This is a genomic window from Providencia sp. TYF-12, from assembly GCF_041344805.1.
Taxonomy (GTDB): domain Bacteria; phylum Pseudomonadota; class Gammaproteobacteria; order Enterobacterales; family Enterobacteriaceae; genus Providencia; species Providencia huashanensis.
Genome location: NZ_CP166833.1, coordinates 2,401,370 through 2,421,623, shown reverse-complemented (window position 1 = coordinate 2,421,623; position 20,254 = coordinate 2,401,370). Strand labels below are relative to the sequence as shown.

The window sequence follows — 20,254 nt, the reverse complement described above, 5'->3', positions numbered from 1 at the left end:
GAGCCAAACTCAACCTCAATTAAACGGTAAGTATGTTTCAAAACAACCCACTGCTCGCGCAACTTAAACAGACGTTACATGCCCAGACCCCACGCGTTGAAGGGCTGGTAAAAAGCACAGAAAAAGGTTTTGGCTTTCTCGAAGTTGATGGCCAAAAAAGTTACTTTATTCCACCTCCACAAATGAAAAAAGTAATGCACGGTGACCGTGTAATTGCCAGTGTTCATACAGATAAAGACCGTGAATTTGCTGAACCGGAAGAGCTTGTTGAGCCTTTTTTAGATAGGTTTGTTGGGAAAATTCAGAAAAAAGAAAATGATAATCGCTTATTTGTCATTCCCGACCATCCTTCACTCAAAGATATGATTTCCTGCCGTCCCATTAACGGCCTTACCCACGAATTTAAGCAAGATGATTGGGTTGTTGCCCACATGCGCCGTCACCCTTTAAAAGGTGATAAAGGCTTTTATGCAGAAATTACCGAATACATTACTGAGGGTGATGACCATTTTGCACCTTGGTGGGTAACGTTACGGCGTCACCAATTAGACCGTGACGAACCGCAAATGGTTGATAGTGAACGTGACGATCAAGGCATTGAACGGACTGACTTAACCCATTTGCATTTCGTTACTATTGATAGCGCAAGCACTGAGGATATGGATGACGCCCTGTATGTTGAAAAAACAGCAGATGGCGATTTAAAACTTTTCATCGCCATTGCCGACCCTACAAGCTATATCCACGAAGGGAGTGAACTTGATAAACTGGCATTAGCGCGCTCTTATACCAACTATTTGCCCGGTTTCAATATCCCGATGCTGCCGCGTAAATTATCTGATGACCTGTGCTCCTTACGCCCAAATTTACGTCGCCCCGCTTTAGTTTGTACAACGTTAATTAAATCAGATGGTAGTATCGATAATAATATTGAGTTTTTCAGTGCTTGGGTTGAATCAAAAACAAAACTGGTTTATGAGGAAGTCTCTGATTGGCTTGAAAATGTAGGTACTTGGCAACCAGCAAATGATACAGATAAACAGCAAATCGAACTACTCAAAGAAATGGCTGATAAACGGTTACAATGGCGTGAAAATAATGCTTTAGTCTTTAAAGACCGCCCAGATTATCGTTTCGTGCTAGATGATAAAGGAAATGTAGTAGATATTGTTTCTGAACGTCGTCGCAGCTCAAATCGTATTGTTGAAGAAGCAATGATCACCGCTAACCTCTGCGCAGCTGCTGTATTAAAAGAAAAATTAGGTTTTGGCGTATTCAACGTGCATATGGGGTTTGAACCTCTGCAAATTGAACAGGTTGTCCAAACACTCAAAGACCATGGTATTGAAACAACTGCTGAGTCTTTGCTATCCCTAGAAGGTTTCCGCCAACTACGTCGTCAGTTAGATGCACAACCAACCCAATTCCTTGATAGCCGCATCCGTCGTTACCAAACCTTTGCAGAGGTTAAAGCGGACCCCGGTCCACACTTTGGTTTAGGTTTTGATGCATATGCCACATGGACTTCCCCAATCCGGAAATATACCGATATTGTTAACCATCGGCTATTAAAGTCCATCATTGCAGGCAAACCTTCACCTGATAAACCCTCAGAGGAACTATCAATAAAACTAGCCGAACGCCGTCGTGCCAACCGCATGGCGGAACGTGATGTTGGGGACTGGTTATATTCTCGATACTTAAAACCATTTGCAGGGACTGACACAAAGTTCCCAGCAGAAATCATTGATATCACCCGTGGCGGTATACGAGTTCGGTTAGTGGATAATGGCGCAGTCGCATTTGTTCCTGCACCGTTTATTCATAGTGTACGTGATGAAATCCAATGTAGCCAAGAAACCGGGGCTGTACTCATTAAAGGTGAACAAGCCTATCAATTGAACGATATTATTAACGTTACTATCGCAGAAGTTCGTATGGAAACACGTAATATTGTTGCACGCCCAGCAGAATAACTATTCTTGTGCTAATATTTAAAGACCATAAGTTAATGCTTATGGTCTTTTCTTTGTCTAACAATCCGTCATTTGGTTAAAGTTCGCATTAAACGTTAAATTTCGCTGTCCTTGCAAAACATTTTCCTGATTATTCTTATTCGTAATTGTACGTGTCATGGTATTTTATGATTTGTCTAATACGCACTAAGGGTTATAAAAATGAAAATAGTCAGCAAACGTATTTTATCATTCATGGTGATCGCCACTGTCGCTATTAGTGTCAGTGCGTGTTCCAACATGTCTAAGCGTGATAAAAACACAGCAATTGGTGCAGGTGTAGGTGCTGTTGGTGGTGCTGTCCTAACGGGAGGAAGTTCATTAGGTACCGTAGGTGGTGCTGCTATTGGTGGGATTATCGGTCATCAGGTTGGCAAATAAGGCACTACTGACTACACTTTGCCCGCACTTTCATTCACGCTCCTTAGTTTTTAAATAGCGCTCTTTACGAGCGCTATTTTATGGCTTTAGCCACCCGCTAATTTAACTTGAAAACCTTTGGCTTCGAGGTGTTGTTTTATCACATCGCGCTTATCACCTTGAATTTCGATATTACCCTCTTTTACTGCACCACCACAGCCGCATTTTTTTTTAAGTTCTGCAGCCAGTTTATTTAGTTCAGTATCGTCAAGATCAGTTCCAGTGATCACACAAACCCCTTTCCCTTTACGTCCAGAAGTCTCACGGCGTATCCTTACCACTCCATCACCTTTGGGCCTTTCGATTTGTGGTTTTTCTTCTGCTATACGCCCTACATCTGTACTGTAGACCAATCGGCTGTTGTGTTCACTCATACTAAACCTTTAATAGATTGATTGATTTGCTGTAAGGTCAATGCGGGGTTTTCACTACGCGTTATAGGCCGGCCAATAACCATATAATCTACCCCTGCTTTTATTGCATCTTGTGGCGTCATAATACGACGCTGATCACCAACCTCACTCCCAGCAGGACGGATACCTGGGGTGACTAATTTAAAGTCAGAGCCGCATAATGTTTTCAGTCGTTGTGCTTCATGGGCGGAACAAACCACACCATCAAGACCACATTCTTTAGTGAGCAAAGCCAATCGTTCTGCATGTATAGCAGGAGATATGTTAATACCCACACCCACTAAGTCAGACTCATCCATACTGGTTAACACGGTCACAGCCGTCAACAACGGTGCCTCTTTCCCATAGACCTCAAGTGCTTGGCGGGCAGCTTCCATCATTCGAGCACCGCCACCAGCATGAACATTTACCATCCATACCCCCATTTCTGCAGCAGCCGCTACAGCACGAGCAACGGTATTCGGAATATCATGGAATTTTAAATCTAAAAAAACATCAAAACCACGCTCATGGAGCGATTTAACAAATTGAGGACCATTAAAAGTGAACATTTCTTTGCCTACTTTTAAGCGGCAATCACGAGGATCTAAGCGCTCAACAAACGCCAAAGCTGCGTTAGCATCTTCATAATCAAGTGCCACAATGATTGGCGAATATGTCTGGTTCTCAGTTGACGAAATCATTTCTTAGCCTTTAAAAAGTCATATTTATTTGAAAAAAGTGACGCTGTCACTGCCCATCTAACCCGCGAATTGGTTTTATTGTGTCCCAAGAGCGACAAGATGGGCAATGCCAATATAATGAGTGCGAAGTGAAACCGCATTTATGGCAGCGATAATCCGGTTTTGTGCGAATTTGTTCCCCGACCATTTTACGTAATAAGATCAAGCTTTCTTTTGCTCGACCTTCTTCAGCTTCTTGTAAATGGTAGTCCATTAAGCGATAGAATAAGCGCATGGTTGGGTGACGTTGAATTTGGTCATTAATGTAACTCGCCGCAGCTTCATGATTTTGTTGTTCAACGATAATATCTGCAAGATAGAGTTCGGCAATTGCACCTGAATTACCCGCAACACATTGACGAAGGTAATTCTCCCATTCATTAGATTGCCCTGTATGTTGATAACAGTCATAAAGTAAAGGAAGAGTATCTGCAACAAGTTCTCTATCTTGTTCATAGACCTGTTTTAGCACATTAATTGCTTTATCATAATTACCTTGCTCAATAAATAACCGCCCTTTCATTATTGAGACACGAGCACAGTTTTTATCCGCTTGTTCTGCTTTATTTAATAATGTAAGGGCATCGTCAAGGTCATCACTGGCTAATTGTTGAGTCGCTAACTCACAGTAAAAATGTGCAATCTGTTCACGTAATTCATTATGACCTAACTTTACCAATTTACCGGCGGCCTCAATGGCATTTGTCCAGTCACTCGTTAATTGATAAATATTTAAAAGCGATTGTAATGCACTGAGTTTGAAATCCACCTCATCAGTGAGTTGTTGGAACATGCTTTCAGCACGGTCATAAACCCCCGCCGCCATATAATCACGACCAAGTTGCTGAGTTGCCAAAAGACGCTGTTCAAAAGATAACGCCGCACTTTCCACCAGCGATTGGTGAATACGAATGGCGCGTTCAACTTCCCCGCGTGAACGAAATAAATTACCGAGAGTAAGGTGGGCTTCAAAAGCGGAGCTATCTTCATTTTTTAGCATATCGAGGAATAAATCGACAGCTTTATCTTGTTGATTAGATAATAGAAAGTTCACGCCTGTCACATAATCACGTGACAAGCGATTCGCATGTTGTTGCTTATCTTGTTGAGCACTTCTGCGCCCCATGTACCAACCATAAGCAGCAGCGACTGGTAGCAGCAGAAACAGCAACTCGAACATACAGGATTATTCCTTGTTCTGAGCCGTCACTAATGAGGTTGAGTCAGAAATATTACTTTCTCCAGCACCTAATTGTGATTCTAAACGTCTAATTTTACGACGTGCATTTTTTAGACTAACCACCATGCGCAGATAGAATACCGCACACACCAACCAGCCTAGCACAAAACCGACACCAAAAAGTGATGCAAGCAGGGTCGATAATGAGAAATCCCCTTTTGCAATCAGGTAGTTAAATGTAATAACCTGATCATTGCTTGAACCTAGCGTAATCGAAATAATAAAAAATGCGACAGCTAGTAATAAAATCAGAAAGTATTTCACATTTTTTCCCGTTATCAGTTCTTATTCATTCAATAATATCTACCTGATAAGGTAGCATTTCCAGCGCATTCAGACAAAGTAATTTATTTTATACAACGCTTAATTCAACCTAAAAATACCCTATCTATCACTGCTTGCTGAAAGATTAGTCTGCTTTGCTTCTAAACCAACGAAATTGCAATACCCCGTACCCTAATATTGCAAAGCTAGCGCTGATGACTACTGAAGCAATAATGTCAATTGGCCAGTGCATTCCTAATAGCATACGACTAAATGCGATACCTTCCGCCCAAACAGCGAGGCCTATCGCTAATATATACAGACGTTGCTGCCAAAAAAGAGCAATCAGCAATAAAGCCCAACCAGCAGCAAATAACATGTGCCCTGATGGAAATGAATACCCTGTTTCAGCTTGCCAATGCTTACGTTGCCATTTAGCAACAGTGTTATCCTGCTTAACGGTATTTTTAACTAATGCTGCCCGCTCAGACCTTTTTAAATCATAAAATTCGGTTGTTGGAATATGATGTTCAGTTGCTAACCAGGCCACATAAGGCCGTGGCTCTTTAAACGAATTTTTTAGCAGGGTTTTTACCCCTTGTTGAAGTAAGATCACACTAATAACAACCAGTAAAACTTTTAGCAGATGCGTTTTCTCTGTACGAAACGCGAAAATGACAGCCCCGATAAATAATAAAGAAGTCAAAATGCTGTATGGAGCGCCAGCAGAATTAGTTAACCATAGTAACCATTTACCGACGCCTGATTGGTTTTCTGGTGACCAATGCCAGCCCGCCATAATCATTAACATGGGTGGAATAATCAACAACAGCGCAAAAGCACAAACGACCAAAATAGTTTTTCTCATTTAATGCATTCCATAAATATAAATCTAACTAAATCAATAAATATTACATTCACCCATTATTAACTCTGTTATAGTAATACACCATTGGTAGTGTGCAAAGAAAACCAACCTCTATATGCTAAACGTCATATATCGTCGATACATTATACTCACTGTACTTTATATCGATAAACGTTATTAATTAAGCAAGAGTTACTTTAACTAATGAATGAAAATATGCAGCTAAAACGTGTTGCCGAGGCAAAGCTACCCACACCTTTCGGTGAATTCTTAATGGTAGGTTTTGAAGAAATAGCAACTGGTCGTGATCATGTAGCGTTAATTTTTGGCGATATCTCTGGAAATGAGCCGGTACTTAGCCGGATCCATTCCGAATGTTTAACAGGAGATGCGCTATTTAGTCTACGCTGCGATTGTGGTTTTCAATTAGAAGCCGCGCTTTCTCAGATTAGTAAAGAAGGCCGAGGGGTATTACTTTACCATCGTCAAGAAGGACGAAATATTGGCTTACTAAATAAAATCCGTGCTTATGCTTTACAAGATCAAGGTCTTGATACCGTTGAGGCAAATATCAAATTAGGCTTTAAAGCTGACGAACGTGATTTTACCTTATGTTCTGATATGTATAAATTACTCGGTATTAACGAAGTCCGTTTATTGACCAACAACCCACAAAAAATCGAAAAGATGCGTGACGCGGGTATTAACGTTATTGAACGTGTACCACTTATTGTTGGGCGCAACCCTAGTAATGAGCATTACTTGGATGTAAAAGCACAAAAAATGGGTCATATGTTGTTTAAGCACCAATAGCCCCCTCACAGGAAGAGCGTCATGCTCTTCCTTATAATACCTTTTTAAATTTTAACCAAATATAACAACCCTGATGGTTGCATTTATTAACTGCTATATTCACTTTCTTTCTATAAGGTTTATACTGTTAGCAATATTATTACCTTGATAAATACGCTTAATCATTTAAGTTTGTTTTTCAAACAACAAGGAGATATTGTGAACAACCTGCCAACCATTCAACGCATGAGAAGACTGCGTAAAACAGAAAAGCTCCGCACTTTATTCCAAGAAACTCAGTTAACTATTAATGACTTATGTCTACCTATTTTCGTTGAAGAAGAACTTGATGATTATATGCCGATTGCCAGTATGCCCGGCGTGATGCGTATTCCTGAAAAACGTCTTGCTTATGAAATTGAGCGGATTGCCAATGCAGGTATTAAATCTGTGATGACTTTTGGTGTTTCTCATCACCTTGATGATAATGGTAGCGATGCATGGCAAGAAAATGGCCTTGTTGCGCGAATGTCCCGAATTTGTAAAGAAACGGTACCTGAGATGATTGTTATGTCAGACACCTGTTTCTGTGAATATACCTCACATGGTCACTGTGGTGTGATGCATGGCCATATTGTTGATAATGATGCAACTATCCATAACTTAGGGTTACAAGCTGTTGCAGCTGCACGGGCTGGTGCTGATTTTATAGCTCCATCCGCAGCAATGGATGGTCAGGTAGCCGCTATTCGTCGAGCTCTTGATGCAGCCGGCTTTACGGATACAGCAATTATGTCTTACTCAACAAAGTTTGCTTCCGCATTATATGGCCCTTTTCGTGACGCCGCGGGTTCTTGCTTAAAAGGTGATAGAAAAACCTACCAAATGAACCCAATGAATCGCCGTGAAGCGTTACATGAGTCATTAATTGATGAGCGTGAAGGTGCTGATGCATTAATGATTAAGCCTGCAGGAGCGTATTTAGATATCATCCGTGACTTGCGTGAACAAACCCAATTACCGATTGGGGCTTACCAAGTAAGTGGGGAATACGCTCAAATTAAATTTGCAGCTCAAGCGGGAGCAATTGATGAAACTCGCGTGGCACTCGAAACGTTAGGTTCTATTAAACGTGCAGGAGCTGACTTAATTTTTAGTTACTTCGCCCTGCAATTAGCCGAAGACAAGGCGTTATAATTTTCATCAGTCTATAGATGGCAACAAGGTTATTTGTTGCCATCTATACCCTATTTATATTTAGGTCCTACCCAATTAATGACTAACAAAAATACTGTTGTAGCCCCTTTTGTTGCTCTTAATTACTTGTAATGCTTGTTTCTAATCCAGCAAGCTGATTTTGATACATATCTTTTGTGTTATTCTGCTTATCTAACTCAGTTTGCAATTTATTTAAGCTAGTTGTACATGAATTCATTTTTTCCTGTACGTAATTTTGCACTGAAACATTCAATTCTTTACTATAATTCTGGATTTTATTTTCATGTTCTGTACTGAGTTCATTCTTTTTGTTTTGTAATTCTTGGATTTTATCTAATGCTACAAAATATTGTTGTACGTTTTCCGTAAAATTGCGACCCTCGAGATTTGGAACCTTGGTTTTTCCTGAAAACTCTTTGTGTCCGTCCTTTAACTCGAAACCAAATTTTTTCATCGCAAAGGAATCACTGGTTAGATAGCTTTTCCATGTAGTCTTTATCTCCCCGAAAAAACCACTATTCTCTACCTTAAAAATTTCTCCCTTTATCGCCTTATCTAATGAATCTCCTATATCTGGAATTTTTTTAACCAGCTCGTTTCTTTTAGTTAGTGATTTATTTTTGTTATTTTCAATAGCCGTATCAAGTTGCTTAATGCCTTTATTATAGTTTTCAATTGCCGTTGCTATTTTTTCAGTAACTAGCCCTTGATGATCCTCAGCCAGTAAAGAAACAACATCAGGTGTTTTAAGAAATTCAATTTCTAATTTCTTCTTATTTATTTTTTCTTCAGTCTTGATAATGTCATTTTTAATTCCGTTAAGTTCATTCTTTGTATTATTATATTTTTCTATTAAATTCGATTTTTTTGTTTCTAATGTGCATTTCTCTTTTGCACCTATTGATGCTAAAAGCGTTGTTTTGACAAAATTTAATTTTGTACTCTTCTCTTGATACATGCCTGAGTTCTGTGATTTAAGTTTTTCGATAAGTTTATCTATGCGGGACTCAAACATCTTCGTCCCGTCACTCATCAGTCTATTAAATTCGGAGCTATTAGTGCTATCCTTACTATTAGTGATGTTTGCAATATTACCGACTAACTTATTCAGTTCGTTGAGCGGTTTTTTTGATACCTTACCTGACTTCTCTAATTGATTGAGTGCGTTAATAAAACGCTGGGGTTGGCTTATCGTTGCCATAATATTATGTTCCTTTATTAAGTAAATGATATTTTTACAGATGCATTGCACCCTCAAGAATATTTACCTAACAAACATGAGACAATTCACTTATTTTGAAAAATTATTATTTCTTCGGAATATATCAGAATGACAATATGGAAGCCTCTTATAATGCCACATACAGCAACACTGTATATAAACACAGTGTTGCCGTTTTTGGTCATTTTAGAAGAATAAATAAACAGAAAAAGCCCAAAACACTTTCAATCGATTATTTTTCAAGCTGTAACTCTAGCTGTTTCGATAACCCTTGTGCATATCTCTGCGCTTCTTCTGGTGTTAACAAGCCCGCAATCAATAAATCCGGTTTCCCTGAGGACGTTTCTGCGACCACTCCCCAATACTCGACCTCAAAGGTAATACTCTTAGGGTCTTGATCAGGCATTGGTAAAATATCAAAATAATCTTTTAATGGAGCAATGGTGATAGCGGTATAATCTGCATTTAAACCGAGTGGAAATTCTTTATCCGCGTACAAACGTAAGTCATGCACTTCCGTTTCTGGTGTTCTCATAACGATAGAATATAAATTAGGGATATGCTCTAAAATGTCACGAACCTCTTCATTTGCCCCATCAAAATGAGAAGTCGTCAATAAAATGTCTGCTGCCCACAATGCCCCTTTATAGAAATCGGTTTCATTGATATCTGCCATATTTATTTCCTTTATAGTGTTTTCGATAAGTTCAATCACTGTATGGTTGATGCAGAAGCGATTACATTTATATTATTTTCAACAAAGAAACTGATTTATAGCGAACTACACCCTATTCTTAAGCAATAATGATAATCGTGTTCCCCTTTAATTGGTCATCTATTTATTACCATAGCCCAGAATCGAAACGAAAAAATTGAGAAAGAACAAGATTAATAAACAAGATAATATATTTAAAAAAAACGTCTGCTGGGCGAACCATGCAGACGTTATTGCAGTAAAAGTTAGTGTAACATTTGTCTTATTACATAATGTAAAATACCGCCATGACGGTAATAATCCATTTCTGTCGAGGTATCAATACGACAGCGCATGGTAACGTCCTTTACCTCACCATTGCCGTAAGTAATTTTAACGACAATGTCTTGCCCTGGCACAAGTGACTGTAGACCATTAACATCAATACGCTCATCACCTTTTAACCCTAGTGTTTTACGGGACTCGCCATCTTTAAACTCTAAAGGAACAACCCCCATTCCAATTAAGTTAGAGCGATGAATACGCTCATACGACTCAGCAATCACAACCCTAACACCTAACAAATTGGTCCCTTTAGCTGCCCAGTCACGGCTAGAGCCCGAACCATACTCTTTACCCGCAATGATAGCCAAGGGACGTTTGTCTTGTTGATATAACATCGCTGCATCATAAATCGCCATTTGCTGCCCTGTTGGGATATGCAATGTGTAGCCACCCTCAACCCCTGGCACCATTTCATTACGAATACGAATGTTTGCAAATGTCCCTCTCATCATCACCTCATGGTTACCACGACGTGACCCGTAAGAGTTAAAATCCGCAACCGCAACACCATGCTCTTGCAAATAACGTCCTGCAGGGCTCTCTTTTTTGATGTTACCCGCAGGTGAAATATGATCTGTTGTAACTGAATCGCCAAGGATAGCTAAAATATTTGCACCATGAATATCTTTGATTGGTGCGGGTTGAACTGACATCCCTTCAAAAAAGGGTGGATGGCGAATATAGGTTGAATCTGCCTGCCAATGGTAGGTTGATGAACTTTCAACTTCTAATGCACGCCAAGCCTCATCACCGTCAAATACCGCATTGTATTCTTTACGGAACATATCCGTTTTAACTTGCTGCACTGCCTGAGCAATTTCGACACTAGAAGGCCAAATATCTTTCAGATAGACATCATTGCCCTGCTTATCTACACCTAGTGGCTCATTCTTCAAGTTAATATTCATATTCCCCGCTAATGCATACGCGACTACCAAAGGCGGTGATGCTAGCCAGTTAGTTTTCACTAATGGATGAATACGCCCCTCAAAGTTACGGTTACCTGACAGCACCGCCCCAACAGTTAAGTCTGTTTGCTTAATCGCATCTTCTATCGGTTCTGGTAATGGCCCTGAATTACCAATACAAGTCGTACAACCATAACCGACAAGGTTAAAACCTAATTTATCAAGATAAGGGGTTAAGCCCGCGACGGCCAGATAGTCAGTAACAACTTTAGAACCTGGTGCTAATGAGGTTTTCACCCAAGGCTGGCGCATTAACCCTTTTTCAACCGCTTTTTTCGCTAGTAACCCTGCGGCCATTAATACGCTTGGATTAGATGTATTAGTACATGATGTGATTGCGGCAATCACAACCGCCCCATCTGTGAGTTCAAAAGTCTTATTTTGATATTTCACTGTCGGTTGTGCATTTTTTTCTTTCTTATTAACTTCTAATTCAACTGCACCGCGAAAAGCTTTAGGGACTTGGCTTAGCTCAACTCTGTCTTGTGGACGTTTAGGCCCAGCAAGGCTAGATTCAACTGTCGACATATCAAGTTCTAGCGTACTGGTGAAAATTGGTTCATCACCAACGTGACGCCATAAGCCTTGCTCTTTACTATATGCTTCCACCAGCGCGACTTCATCATCGCTACGGCCGGTTAACCGCATATATGACAATGTAATGTCATCAATAGGGAAAAAACCACATGTTGCCCCGTACTCCGGTGACATATTCGCAATGGTCGCTCTATCCGCTAACGGCAAATCGGCTAACCCATCACCATAAAACTCAACAAATTTACCGACAACACCATGTTTACGTAGCATTTGTGTTACCGTCAGCACTAGGTCTGTCGCGGTGATCCCTTCGGATAATTTCCCTGTTAATTTAAAGCCCACGACATCAGGGATCAGCATCGAAACTGGCTGACCTAACATAGCAGCTTCTGCTTCAATCCCACCCACACCCCAGCCAAGTACACCTAGCCCGTTGATCATCGTAGTATGGGAGTCAGTTCCTACTAAGGTATCAGGATAAGCGTATAACTGGCCGTCAATTTGTTCGTACCAAACCGCTTTACCTAAATATTCTAAGTTAACTTGGTGGCAGATCCCCGTACCTGGTGGAACCACTCGGAATCGATTAAAAGCCTTTTGGCCCCAACGCAAAAATAGATAACGTTCATGATTACGTTTCATTTCAATTTCGACGTTTTCACCAAATGCAGATTGTGTGGCAAATTCATCCACCATAACAGAGTGGTCAATGACTAAATCTACCGGAGATAATGGATTTACTTGTTCAACATTCCCCCCAAGAGACTTAACGGCTTCACGCATCGCCGCAAGGTCAACAACTGCGGGAACACCCGTAAAGTCTTGCATGAGTACACGAGCAGGTCGGTAAGCAATTTCCCTGTCTGCGTGCCCCTTTTTTTGCCAATCAATAATCGCTTGTAAGTCTTGTTCTACCACCGAGGTTCCATCAATATGACGCAGTAGATTCTCAAGTAGGACTTTTAAAGATTTAGGTAACTTAGAACCGTCACCAAGTTTTTTAGCAGCACGTGCTAAGCTGAAGTAATGATACTGCTTGTTTCCAACAGTGAGCATGGAAGCACTGTCTGATTTTAGGCTCAACGACATAACTCCTCCTTGGTTTTTATAACTATAACGATAGGTATTAGCTACCGCCCTTATTTTTTGTTAACCAATTGTAATCATAGTTGCTTTAGAAATTTGATTTATAGATTTTGTGCCAAATTTTGAATTCCTATCTATTTATCATAGGAAATTTAAGTTAAGAAGGGAAATTGATACATTGAAAATATGTGGTCAGTGAACAGTTGCGTAGGTAAAATAAAGTGACTAGCCTTCTTGAATAGCAAATTGTAGCTAGGTAGATAGCGCTATTAGTAACCATCGCCCTAGCTACAACAAAGAATTAAATAATCGGCAACTTCATATCTTTAAAGAATTCTTCGATATCCTCATTATGCCTTAATGCGACTGCTTTATCGACGACATCACGCGTTAAGTGAGGTGCAAAACGCCAAATAAAATCATACATATAGCTACGAAGAAATGTGGTTCGTTTAAAACCAATTTTTGTTGTGCTATAGCTAAATTTATCGCGCATATCAATAACAACTAAATCACTGTCACTAATTGGGTCAACAGCCATACTGGCAATAATTCCGATCCCTAGACCTAACCTTACATAAGTTTTAATAACGTCTGCATCCGTAGCAGTAAAAATAATTTTTGGTTCTATGCCGACTTTTTGAAATGCAACATCGAGCTCTGAACGCCCTGTAAAGCCATGGGTGTAAGTCACAATTTGGTATTGGGCTATATCCTCAATAGTGACATTTTTTTTCGCGGCTAATGGATGGTCTTTTTGTACCACAACACAACGGTTCCAGTGGTAACACGGCAACATTATTAAGTCACTATACAAATGCAATGCTTCCGTCGCGATAGCAAAATCACTATTCCCCTTACAAACTTCCTCTGCAATTTGTGTCGGTGAGCCTTGTTGCATATGCAAAGAAACATGGGGATAACGCTCTATAAAACCTTTGATTACCGGCGGTAATGCATAACGTGCTTGAGTATGTGTGGTTGCAATACTCAAACTCCCTCTATCAGGATAGGTATGTTCCCCTGCCACCGACCGGATTGCCTCTATCTTAGACAATACCTCACGAGAAATACGTATAACTTCTTCCCCTGCTGGGGTTACGTGAGTTAAGTGTTTACCACTGCGGGCAAAAATTTGAATCCCTAACTCATCTTCAAGCATCCTTACTTGCTTACTGATCCCTGGCTGTGAAGTAAAAAGCCCCTCCGCAGTCGAGGAGACATTTAAGTCATGGTTAACGACCTCAACAATATAACGTAATTGCTGCAATTTCATATTTCAGTCTACCTCTTGCTTAATTATGTGGCTTTCACTATAGCTAAATAATATTAGTTATAACCAAAAGATATATATAACCAATTTGATATAACTAATATAACATTATTCAAACAAGAATAAACAGTATGATGATAAAATTTCATCTATACCTTACTTCTATCATTAGGGTCGTAAGAAATTGCAAAGACGGGTTAATTTAATTTCATAATGTGATTCAATAGATAAAATCAAACTGGAAAGATTTCCACTGCATTACCAATATTAATGAGTAATAGTGAAAATCAATATTCTCAACGAAGAGAGGTTGCTACATGCGTATAAATATTTTGGCTTTAATTATTGGTATGTCTACTATTTCTTTTGCCCCCCAATTGCTGGCAAAAGAAGTCTCTTATGGGCAACAAAAAATTGTCCTATCTGATTCAATCAACCCAGGGAATGACTTTTACCGCTATGTAAATGAGGATTGGATAAGCAAAGCCAAAATTCCAACAGGTATGCCACGTATAAACTCTTTTGTTGACTTGTATTTGAACACCGAAAAACAGACCCAATCTATTATTGATGAGTTACAAAAAATACCAGAAAACTCATTGAGTCATAATCAACGTAATATTCGTAATTTATATCTCAGCTACCTTAATGAGGAAGCCATCGAAAAATCAGGTCTCAGCCCAATACAACATGACTTAGACGCCATCAAAAAAGCTAAAGATCATAATGAAATAAGTGCGTTAATGACTCAGCCTGACTATAAATCACTGATTTCCTATTGGGTCGATTTAGATGCAAAGGCTCCTGATACTTACGTGTTATATCTTGGTCAAGGCGGGTTAGGGTTGCCTAATCGAAATTATTACCTTGAAGATACTCCTCAAATGAAAGATATTCGCCAAAGTTATATTGCTTATATCGGGACAATGTTGAAGTTAGCAGGTGAAACAGGTGTTGAGCAAAAAGCACAGAAGATTTTTGACTTAGAAAAGTCTCTTGCCACCGTTCATTGGAGCCCTGAGGCACGCCGTGATACTCTAAAAAATTACCATGCGATGTCCCTTGATGAAATGAAAAAATATACCCAAGGTTTTGATTGGGATGCATTTATTAGCAGTAGAAAATTAACGGATAAACAACTTGAAAAAGTCATTGTGGAAACAGACAGCGCTGTTGAACAAACAGCAAAAATTTTCGCAGATACGCCTATTTCAACATTAAAAGACTATTTAACTTTTCAATATATTAGTGAGCATGCTCGCTATTTAAATAAAACCGTTGCTGATGCCCAGTTTGATTTTTACTCAAAAAAACTCAATGGCGTAGAGAAACAAAGAACTCGCCAAGAACGCGCACTACAAACAGTTAATTCCCTACAAGGTGAGCCATTGGGTCAAATTTATGTCGAAAAATACTTTGATCCACAATCCAAAGAAAAAATTAAAGATCTCGTCAGTTATGTCAGGGGAACATTTAATGAGCGCCTGAAGGATAATGACTGGATGGATGACACCACTCGCCAAGAAGCATTAAAAAAACTAGAACAATTCACAGTAAAAGTCGGCTACCCTGACCAATGGAATGACTTTAGTACAATCAACTTAAACCCAAATACCCTCTTAGATAATTACAAACAGGTTCTAGCATGGTCATACGATGACATGATCAGCAAAATTGGCCAACCAGTGCGTAAATGGGAATGGGGCATGACACCGCAAACGGTTAATGCCTATTTTAACCCTGTACAAAATGAGATAGTGTTCCCTGCTGCAATTTTACAAGCGCCATTCTTTGACCCAAATGTTGACCCTGCTTATAACTATGGTGCCATCGGGGCAGTTATTGGTCATGAGATGGGACATGGCTTTGATGACCAAGGCAGCTTATATGATGGTACTGGCCAGTTACGCAATTGGTGGAGCGATAGCGCAAAAGAGCATTTTAAACAAAAAACTGAGAAGCTTGTTGAACAATATAATGGTTTTGCTGTTGACGATTTAAATGTTAATGGGCAACTCACATTAGGCGAAAATATTGGCGACCTTGGCGGGCTCAATATTGCCTTAAGTGCTTATAAACAATTCGTTAAAGAAAATTACCCGAATGGAGAAGCCCCTATTATTGATGGAACAACAGGGTTACAACGTTTCTTTATTGCTTGGGCGCGTACATGGCAAGAACTGTCAAATAAAGAGTCTGAACGTAACAAAATTATGACAGACCCACATAGCCCTAACCAGTTCCGTGCAAATGGCGTGGTACGAAATATTGATGATTGGTACCAAACTTTCGGTGTTGATAAAGATAGTGCGCTGTATTTAGCGCCAGAACAACGTATTCGTATTTGGTAATACAAAAATAAGGTTCGGGATACTACCCGAGCCTTATTTTTCTAACCTTCATCTAAACCGAAAACAAGGTTCTATCTTTTCACTAAAATACGCTAAATAATTCGAGTTGTGACTAGCGAGCAAATGCTGTAAGCCCTAAGAGCATAACAAAAAGTATGTGATTAGGGTTAACAACCGTAGCCAACAACGCCACAGCTCGAAATATAACGAATATTATTTAATAACGCCGCAAGCCATCCTCGCCCCGCCGCCACCTAAAGCTTCAGGGTTGTCAGAATAGTTATCACCACCAACATGCACCATGAGAGCTCTTTCTTGGACATCTTTCAGTGATTTTAAGCGTGGTGCTAATACCGCATAGTTTGCATTGCCTTGGCTATCAGCAACTAAACCGGGTAAGTCACCTAAGTGACCGCTATTATCGTATGGGCCTTTATGAACCCCGGTTTTTGCAGGGTCTAGATGACCACCAGCTTTTAATGCAGGGACAGATTTGCCATCTTTGTCTGCGGGTTCACAACTTGGGTTTTCATGGACGTGGAAGCCATGAACTCCCGCTTGCAAGCCAGCCAATTTAGGAGTAAACAGTAATCCGTATTCTGTTTCTGTGATAACAACCTCACCTATTGCTTTACCATCGCCAGTCGGCGTTGCCTCTTTTAATACTACGGTAGATTGAGCCGCATACGCAGTGCCCGCAGTAAATAATGCAGCCAGTAAACACATTTTTAACTTCATTTTGCCTCCGGTGGATAACGTTTATCTATCATTCCATCGACTTACCTTAATACATTCATAAGATAAGAATTGTACTGTTTTAATCATCATTATTAATGACAATATCTAAGTTAGCACAAATCTGTTATCGCTTTGGTGCTGTATTTGAGTTTAGTTAATAATTGGTGGTTATATCACAATAGTGCCATTCAATAAGGCCAAAGATCGGTATTCACCTCTAAATAACAAAGCCAGTCATTTCTGACTGGCTTTGATTTTTTAACGTAAAAGTAACCTGTTACTTTTCTTTGACGACCCATTTACCATCAACATAAAAAGCACTCCAACCCGTTGCTTTTCCGTTCTTTTCGGAAGAAACATACTGCTGTTTAGTCTTGCGACTAAAACGCACAACAGTTGGATTACCTTCACCATCTTCAGCAGGCGCTTCTGCTAAATAGGCTAATTTTTCAGGCAGACGGTCTTTAAAGCGTTGTAGCTCAGCCACTAGAGGCGCACGAGTTTCCCTAGATTTAGGGAAAGTATTCGCGGCAAGGAATACCCCAGCTGCGCCATCACGCAATACAAAGTAAGCATCTGATTTTTCACACGGCAATTCCGGTAGTGGCACTGGATCTTCTTTCGGCGGTGCAACTTCACCACTTCTTAAAATTTTACGTGTGTTTTTACACTCTTCATTGGTGCAGCCCATGTATTTACCAAAACGCCCCATTTTCAGGTGCATTTCAGAACCACATTTGTCACACTCAATAACTGGGCCATCATAGCCTTTAATACGGAACTCACCTTCTTCGATTTCATAACCTTCACACGCAGGGTTATTACCGCACACATGTAATTTACGCTGGTTATCAATCAAATAGCTATCCATCGCAGTGCCACATTTCGGGCAACGACGCTTAGCTCTTAGCGCGTTAGTTTCCGCATCATCCCCTTCAAGCACGTTAAGAACTTCATCTTCAGGGATTAAATTGATCGTTTTCTTACAACGCTCTTTCGGTGGTAATGCATAACCGCTACAACCAAGGAATACCCCTGTTGACGCTGTGCGGATGCCCATATGCCGCTCACAATCAGGACAGGTTATTGATGTAATAACCATCGGATTAGTGCGCATTCCCCCTTCTTCTGGATCTTTTTCAGCAACATCGAGTTGCGTACTAAAGTCAGAGAAAAACTCATCGAGAACCGCTTTCCATTCCGCCTCATGATTAGCAACATGGTCGAGCTGATTTTCCATACGTGCGGTAAAATCGTAGTTCATCAAATCGTTGAAGTTTTCTTCTAAACGATCAGTAACAATTTCACCCATTTTTTCCGCGTAAAAACGGCGATTTTCTACTTTAACATAACCCCTATCTTGAATAGTCGAGATTATGGCTGCATAGGTAGAAGGACGACCAATTCCCCGTTTTTCTAATTCTTTAACTAATGATGCCTCACTAAAACGCGCTGGTGGCTTGGTGAAGTGCTGGCTAGGCAATAATTCGATTAATGATAGTTCCGTGCCTACTTGGATAGGTGGCAACGTTTTATCTTCATCGTTTTTGCGCAGCGCAGGCATCACTTTCGTCCAACCATCAAAACGTAACGTACGCCCTTTGGCTTTCAGTTCAAACTCTCCCGCTTTCACTGTTAAGGTCGTAGAGTCATATTTCGCAGGCGTCATTTGACATGCAACAAATTGGTTCCAAATTAATTGGTACAATCTTTTGGCGTCATTTTCCATATCTTTTAGTGAATCAGGTAACACATCAACACTAGAAGGACGGATAGCTTCGTGCGCTTCTTGAGAATTATCTTTGCTGCTATATACGTTGGCATCTTTAGGCAGGTATTTCGCGCCAAAGTTGTCATTAATATAGCCACGAACCATATCTAATGCATCTTGACTCAAGTTAGTTGAGTCGGTACGCATATAGGTGATGTAACCAGCTTCATACAGGCGCTGTGCCATCATCATGGTTTTCTTCACCCCAAAGCCTAAGCGCGTACTCGCTGCTTGCTGCAAGGTTGAAGTAATATAAGGCGCACTCGGTTTACTCGAGGTTGGACGGTCTTCGCGGTCAATAACCTCAAAGCGTGCTTTTTCAAGCAATTTTACCGCCGCTGTAGTTTGCGCTTTATTAACAGGCTTGAACGATTTACCAGATTGCGACGTAACTTCCATGCGTAAATTTGCAATGTCTTTATCCGCTAAATCAGCGTGTAATTCCCAATATTCTTCAGGAACAAACGCTTTAATTTCCCTTTCACGCTCAACAATCAGTTTCACTGCGACTGATTGAACACGACCGGCAGATAAGCCACGAGCCACTTTTTTCCACAAAAGTGGTGAGACCATATAACCCACAACACGGTCCATGAAACGACGAGCCTGCTGCGCATTAACCCTATCAATATTTAATTCACCAGGGCTATCAAAAGCTTGTGTGATGGCATTCTTTGTAATTTCATTAAACACAACTCGACTAAAACGAGATTCATCACCACCTATCACCTCACGCAGATGCCATGCGATAGCTTCCCCTTCACGGTCCAAGTCCGTTGCTAGGTAGATATGATCAGCATCTTCTGCCAGTGATTTCAGTTCAGAAACAACTTTTTCCTTGCCTGGCAGAATTTGATAATTCGCTTCCCAACCATGGTAAGGATCAATCCCCATACGCTTGACTAACGCATCACGAGGATCTTTTTTAACTTTCTTTGTTTTGTCGGTAGATGAGCCTGTACTCTTTTGTGAGCCGGTTTGTGAACCAGAGCCGCTTTTCGGCAGATCACGAATGTGGCCAACGCTGCTTTTCACAACGTAGCCACTGCCAAGATACTTATTGATCGTTTTGGCCTTTGCCGGGGACTCCACTATAACAAGAGCTTTACCCATATTTACCTTTACCTAAATATCAACAATGGCGCATTTCTACATTAAAATGCGCAAAATGAGAATCTCTTTTTTATATTGCGACACAATCACAATATATCAATAATTTTTTAAACAATTATTTGTGCTGAAACAAAACTTATAAACTCAGTCACGTTATTCTAAAAGAACACAAAGTCTTCTAGTTCACTGATTTTAACCAAATAA

Annotated in this window: 16 protein-coding genes; 5 read left to right on the top strand and 11 right to left on the bottom strand. The window is 40.2% G+C overall.

Going from position 1 to position 20,254, the window contains the following annotated elements:
• Positions 1-32: 32 nt before the first annotated feature.
• Together ABE954_RS10925 and osmB are read left to right on the top strand one after the other, a co-directional pair.
• Entirely contained in the window at positions 33-1,976 is a 1,944-nt protein-coding gene (locus ABE954_RS10925) for an exoribonuclease II (RefSeq protein ID WP_071548123.1), read from the top strand.
• Between the two features lie 201 nt (positions 1,977-2,177).
• Positions 2,178-2,396, top strand: a complete 219-nt coding sequence (gene osmB / locus ABE954_RS10920) for an osmotically-inducible lipoprotein OsmB (RefSeq protein WP_042843689.1) — start codon at positions 2,178-2,180, stop codon at positions 2,394-2,396.
• 86 nt (positions 2,397-2,482) lie between these two features.
• On the opposite strand, the gene yciH is transcribed toward osmB, so the two are convergent.
• The 5 genes from yciH to ABE954_RS10895 all read right to left on the bottom strand — a co-directional run bounded on the left by yciH (position 2,483) and on the right by ABE954_RS10895 (position 5,942).
• Entirely contained in the window at positions 2,483-2,809 is a 327-nt protein-coding gene (gene yciH / locus ABE954_RS10915) for a stress response translation initiation inhibitor YciH (protein WP_042843687.1), read from the bottom strand.
• Positions 2,806-3,531 (bottom strand): orotidine-5'-phosphate decarboxylase, encoded by a 726-nt coding sequence (gene pyrF, locus ABE954_RS10910; protein WP_371025440.1) that lies wholly within the window; start codon positions 3,529-3,531, stop codon positions 2,806-2,808. Before pyrF ends, yciH begins: the two co-directional genes overlap by 4 nt.
• Before the next feature lie 46 nt (positions 3,532-3,577).
• Positions 3,578-4,750 (bottom strand): lipopolysaccharide assembly protein LapB, encoded by a 1,173-nt coding sequence (gene lapB / locus ABE954_RS10905; protein WP_042843685.1) that lies wholly within the window; start codon positions 4,748-4,750, stop codon positions 3,578-3,580.
• Between the two features lie 6 nt (positions 4,751-4,756).
• The gene (locus tag ABE954_RS10900; protein ID WP_042843684.1) at positions 4,757-5,074 is read right to left on the bottom strand and encodes a LapA family protein; all 318 of its coding nucleotides are present in this window, start codon (positions 5,072-5,074) and stop codon (positions 4,757-4,759) included.
• A gap of 145 nt (positions 5,075-5,219) precedes the next feature.
• Complete coding sequence (locus ABE954_RS10895) at positions 5,220-5,942, bottom strand: phosphatase PAP2 family protein (protein WP_105881032.1); 723 nt, start codon at positions 5,940-5,942, stop codon at positions 5,220-5,222.
• Between the two features lie 216 nt (positions 5,943-6,158).
• Between ABE954_RS10895 and ribA the strand changes: the two genes are divergently transcribed.
• Together ribA and hemB are read left to right on the top strand one after the other, a co-directional pair.
• Complete coding sequence (gene ribA / locus ABE954_RS10890) at positions 6,159-6,755, top strand: GTP cyclohydrolase II (RefSeq protein WP_042844326.1); 597 nt, start codon at positions 6,159-6,161, stop codon at positions 6,753-6,755.
• 225 nt (positions 6,756-6,980) lie between these two features.
• Positions 6,981-7,931: a porphobilinogen synthase gene (hemB, locus tag ABE954_RS10885; RefSeq protein WP_208292457.1), complete on the top strand. Its 951-nt coding sequence runs from the start codon at positions 6,981-6,983 to the stop codon at positions 7,929-7,931.
• Positions 7,932-8,049: 118 nt separating this feature from the next.
• On the opposite strand, the gene ABE954_RS10880 is transcribed toward hemB, so the two are convergent.
• The 4 genes from ABE954_RS10880 to cysB all read right to left on the bottom strand — a co-directional run bounded on the left by ABE954_RS10880 (position 8,050) and on the right by cysB (position 14,080).
• Positions 8,050-9,153, bottom strand: a complete 1,104-nt coding sequence (locus ABE954_RS10880) for a hypothetical protein (RefSeq protein WP_166696719.1) — start codon at positions 9,151-9,153, stop codon at positions 8,050-8,052.
• Positions 9,154-9,406: 253 nt separating this feature from the next.
• Positions 9,407-9,850: a hypothetical protein gene (locus tag ABE954_RS10875; RefSeq protein ID WP_129465950.1), complete on the bottom strand. Its 444-nt coding sequence runs from the start codon at positions 9,848-9,850 to the stop codon at positions 9,407-9,409.
• Positions 9,851-10,134: 284 nt separating this feature from the next.
• Positions 10,135-12,807 carry an aconitate hydratase AcnA gene (gene acnA, locus ABE954_RS10870; RefSeq protein ID WP_129465951.1) on the bottom strand — a complete coding sequence of 891 codons (2,673 nt, stop codon included), beginning with the start codon at positions 12,805-12,807 and terminating at the stop codon, positions 10,135-10,137.
• A 298-nt stretch (positions 12,808-13,105) separates the two neighbouring features.
• On the bottom strand, positions 13,106-14,080 hold the full coding sequence (gene cysB, locus ABE954_RS10865; protein ID WP_042843677.1) for an HTH-type transcriptional regulator CysB: 975 nt from the start codon (positions 14,078-14,080) through the stop codon (positions 13,106-13,108).
• A gap of 314 nt (positions 14,081-14,394) precedes the next feature.
• On the opposite strand from cysB, the gene ABE954_RS10860 reads away from it, so the two are divergent.
• The gene (locus tag ABE954_RS10860) at positions 14,395-16,428 is read left to right on the top strand and encodes a M13 family metallopeptidase (protein WP_129465952.1); all 2,034 of its coding nucleotides are present in this window, start codon (positions 14,395-14,397) and stop codon (positions 16,426-16,428) included.
• A 213-nt stretch (positions 16,429-16,641) separates the two neighbouring features.
• On the opposite strand, the gene sodC is transcribed toward ABE954_RS10860, so the two are convergent.
• Positions 16,642-17,166 (bottom strand): superoxide dismutase family protein, encoded by a 525-nt coding sequence (gene sodC / locus ABE954_RS10855; RefSeq protein WP_042843675.1) that lies wholly within the window; start codon positions 17,164-17,166, stop codon positions 16,642-16,644.
• 277 nt (positions 17,167-17,443) lie between these two features.
• Positions 17,444-20,050: a type I DNA topoisomerase gene (topA, locus tag ABE954_RS10850; RefSeq protein ID WP_042843673.1), complete on the bottom strand. Its 2,607-nt coding sequence runs from the start codon at positions 20,048-20,050 to the stop codon at positions 17,444-17,446.
• Between the last annotated feature and the right edge of the window lie 204 nt (positions 20,051-20,254).

Bases quoted from the DNA above. Each gene is read 5' to 3' on its own strand.
- ABE954_RS10925 (WP_071548123.1), top strand. From the start codon at position 33: ATGTTTCAAAACAACCCACTGCTCGCGCAACTTAAACAGACGTTACAT.
- osmB (WP_042843689.1), top strand. From the start codon at position 2,178: ATGAAAATAGTCAGCAAACGTATTTTATCATTCATGGTGATCGCCACT.
- yciH (WP_042843687.1), bottom strand. From the start codon at position 2,809: ATGAGTGAACACAACAGCCGATTGGTCTACAGTACAGATGTAGGGCGT.
- pyrF (WP_371025440.1), bottom strand. From the start codon at position 3,531: ATGATTTCGTCAACTGAGAACCAGACATATTCGCCAATCATTGTGGCA.
- lapB (WP_042843685.1), bottom strand. From the start codon at position 4,750: ATGTTCGAGTTGCTGTTTCTGCTGCTACCAGTCGCTGCTGCTTATGGT.
- ABE954_RS10895 (WP_105881032.1), bottom strand. From the start codon at position 5,942: ATGAGAAAAACTATTTTGGTCGTTTGTGCTTTTGCGCTGTTGTTGATT.
- ribA (WP_042844326.1), top strand. From the start codon at position 6,159: ATGCAGCTAAAACGTGTTGCCGAGGCAAAGCTACCCACACCTTTCGGT.
- hemB (WP_208292457.1), top strand. From the start codon at position 6,981: ATGAGAAGACTGCGTAAAACAGAAAAGCTCCGCACTTTATTCCAAGAA.
- ABE954_RS10880 (WP_166696719.1), bottom strand. From the start codon at position 9,153: ATGGCAACGATAAGCCAACCCCAGCGTTTTATTAACGCACTCAATCAA.
- ABE954_RS10875 (WP_129465950.1), bottom strand. From the start codon at position 9,850: ATGGCAGATATCAATGAAACCGATTTCTATAAAGGGGCATTGTGGGCA.
- acnA (WP_129465951.1), bottom strand. From the start codon at position 12,807: ATGTCGTTGAGCCTAAAATCAGACAGTGCTTCCATGCTCACTGTTGGA.
- cysB (WP_042843677.1), bottom strand. From the start codon at position 14,080: ATGAAATTGCAGCAATTACGTTATATTGTTGAGGTCGTTAACCATGAC.
- ABE954_RS10860 (WP_129465952.1), top strand. From the start codon at position 14,395: ATGCGTATAAATATTTTGGCTTTAATTATTGGTATGTCTACTATTTCT.
- sodC (WP_042843675.1), bottom strand. From the start codon at position 17,166: ATGAAGTTAAAAATGTGTTTACTGGCTGCATTATTTACTGCGGGCACT.
- topA (WP_042843673.1), bottom strand. From the start codon at position 20,050: ATGGGTAAAGCTCTTGTTATAGTGGAGTCCCCGGCAAAGGCCAAAACG.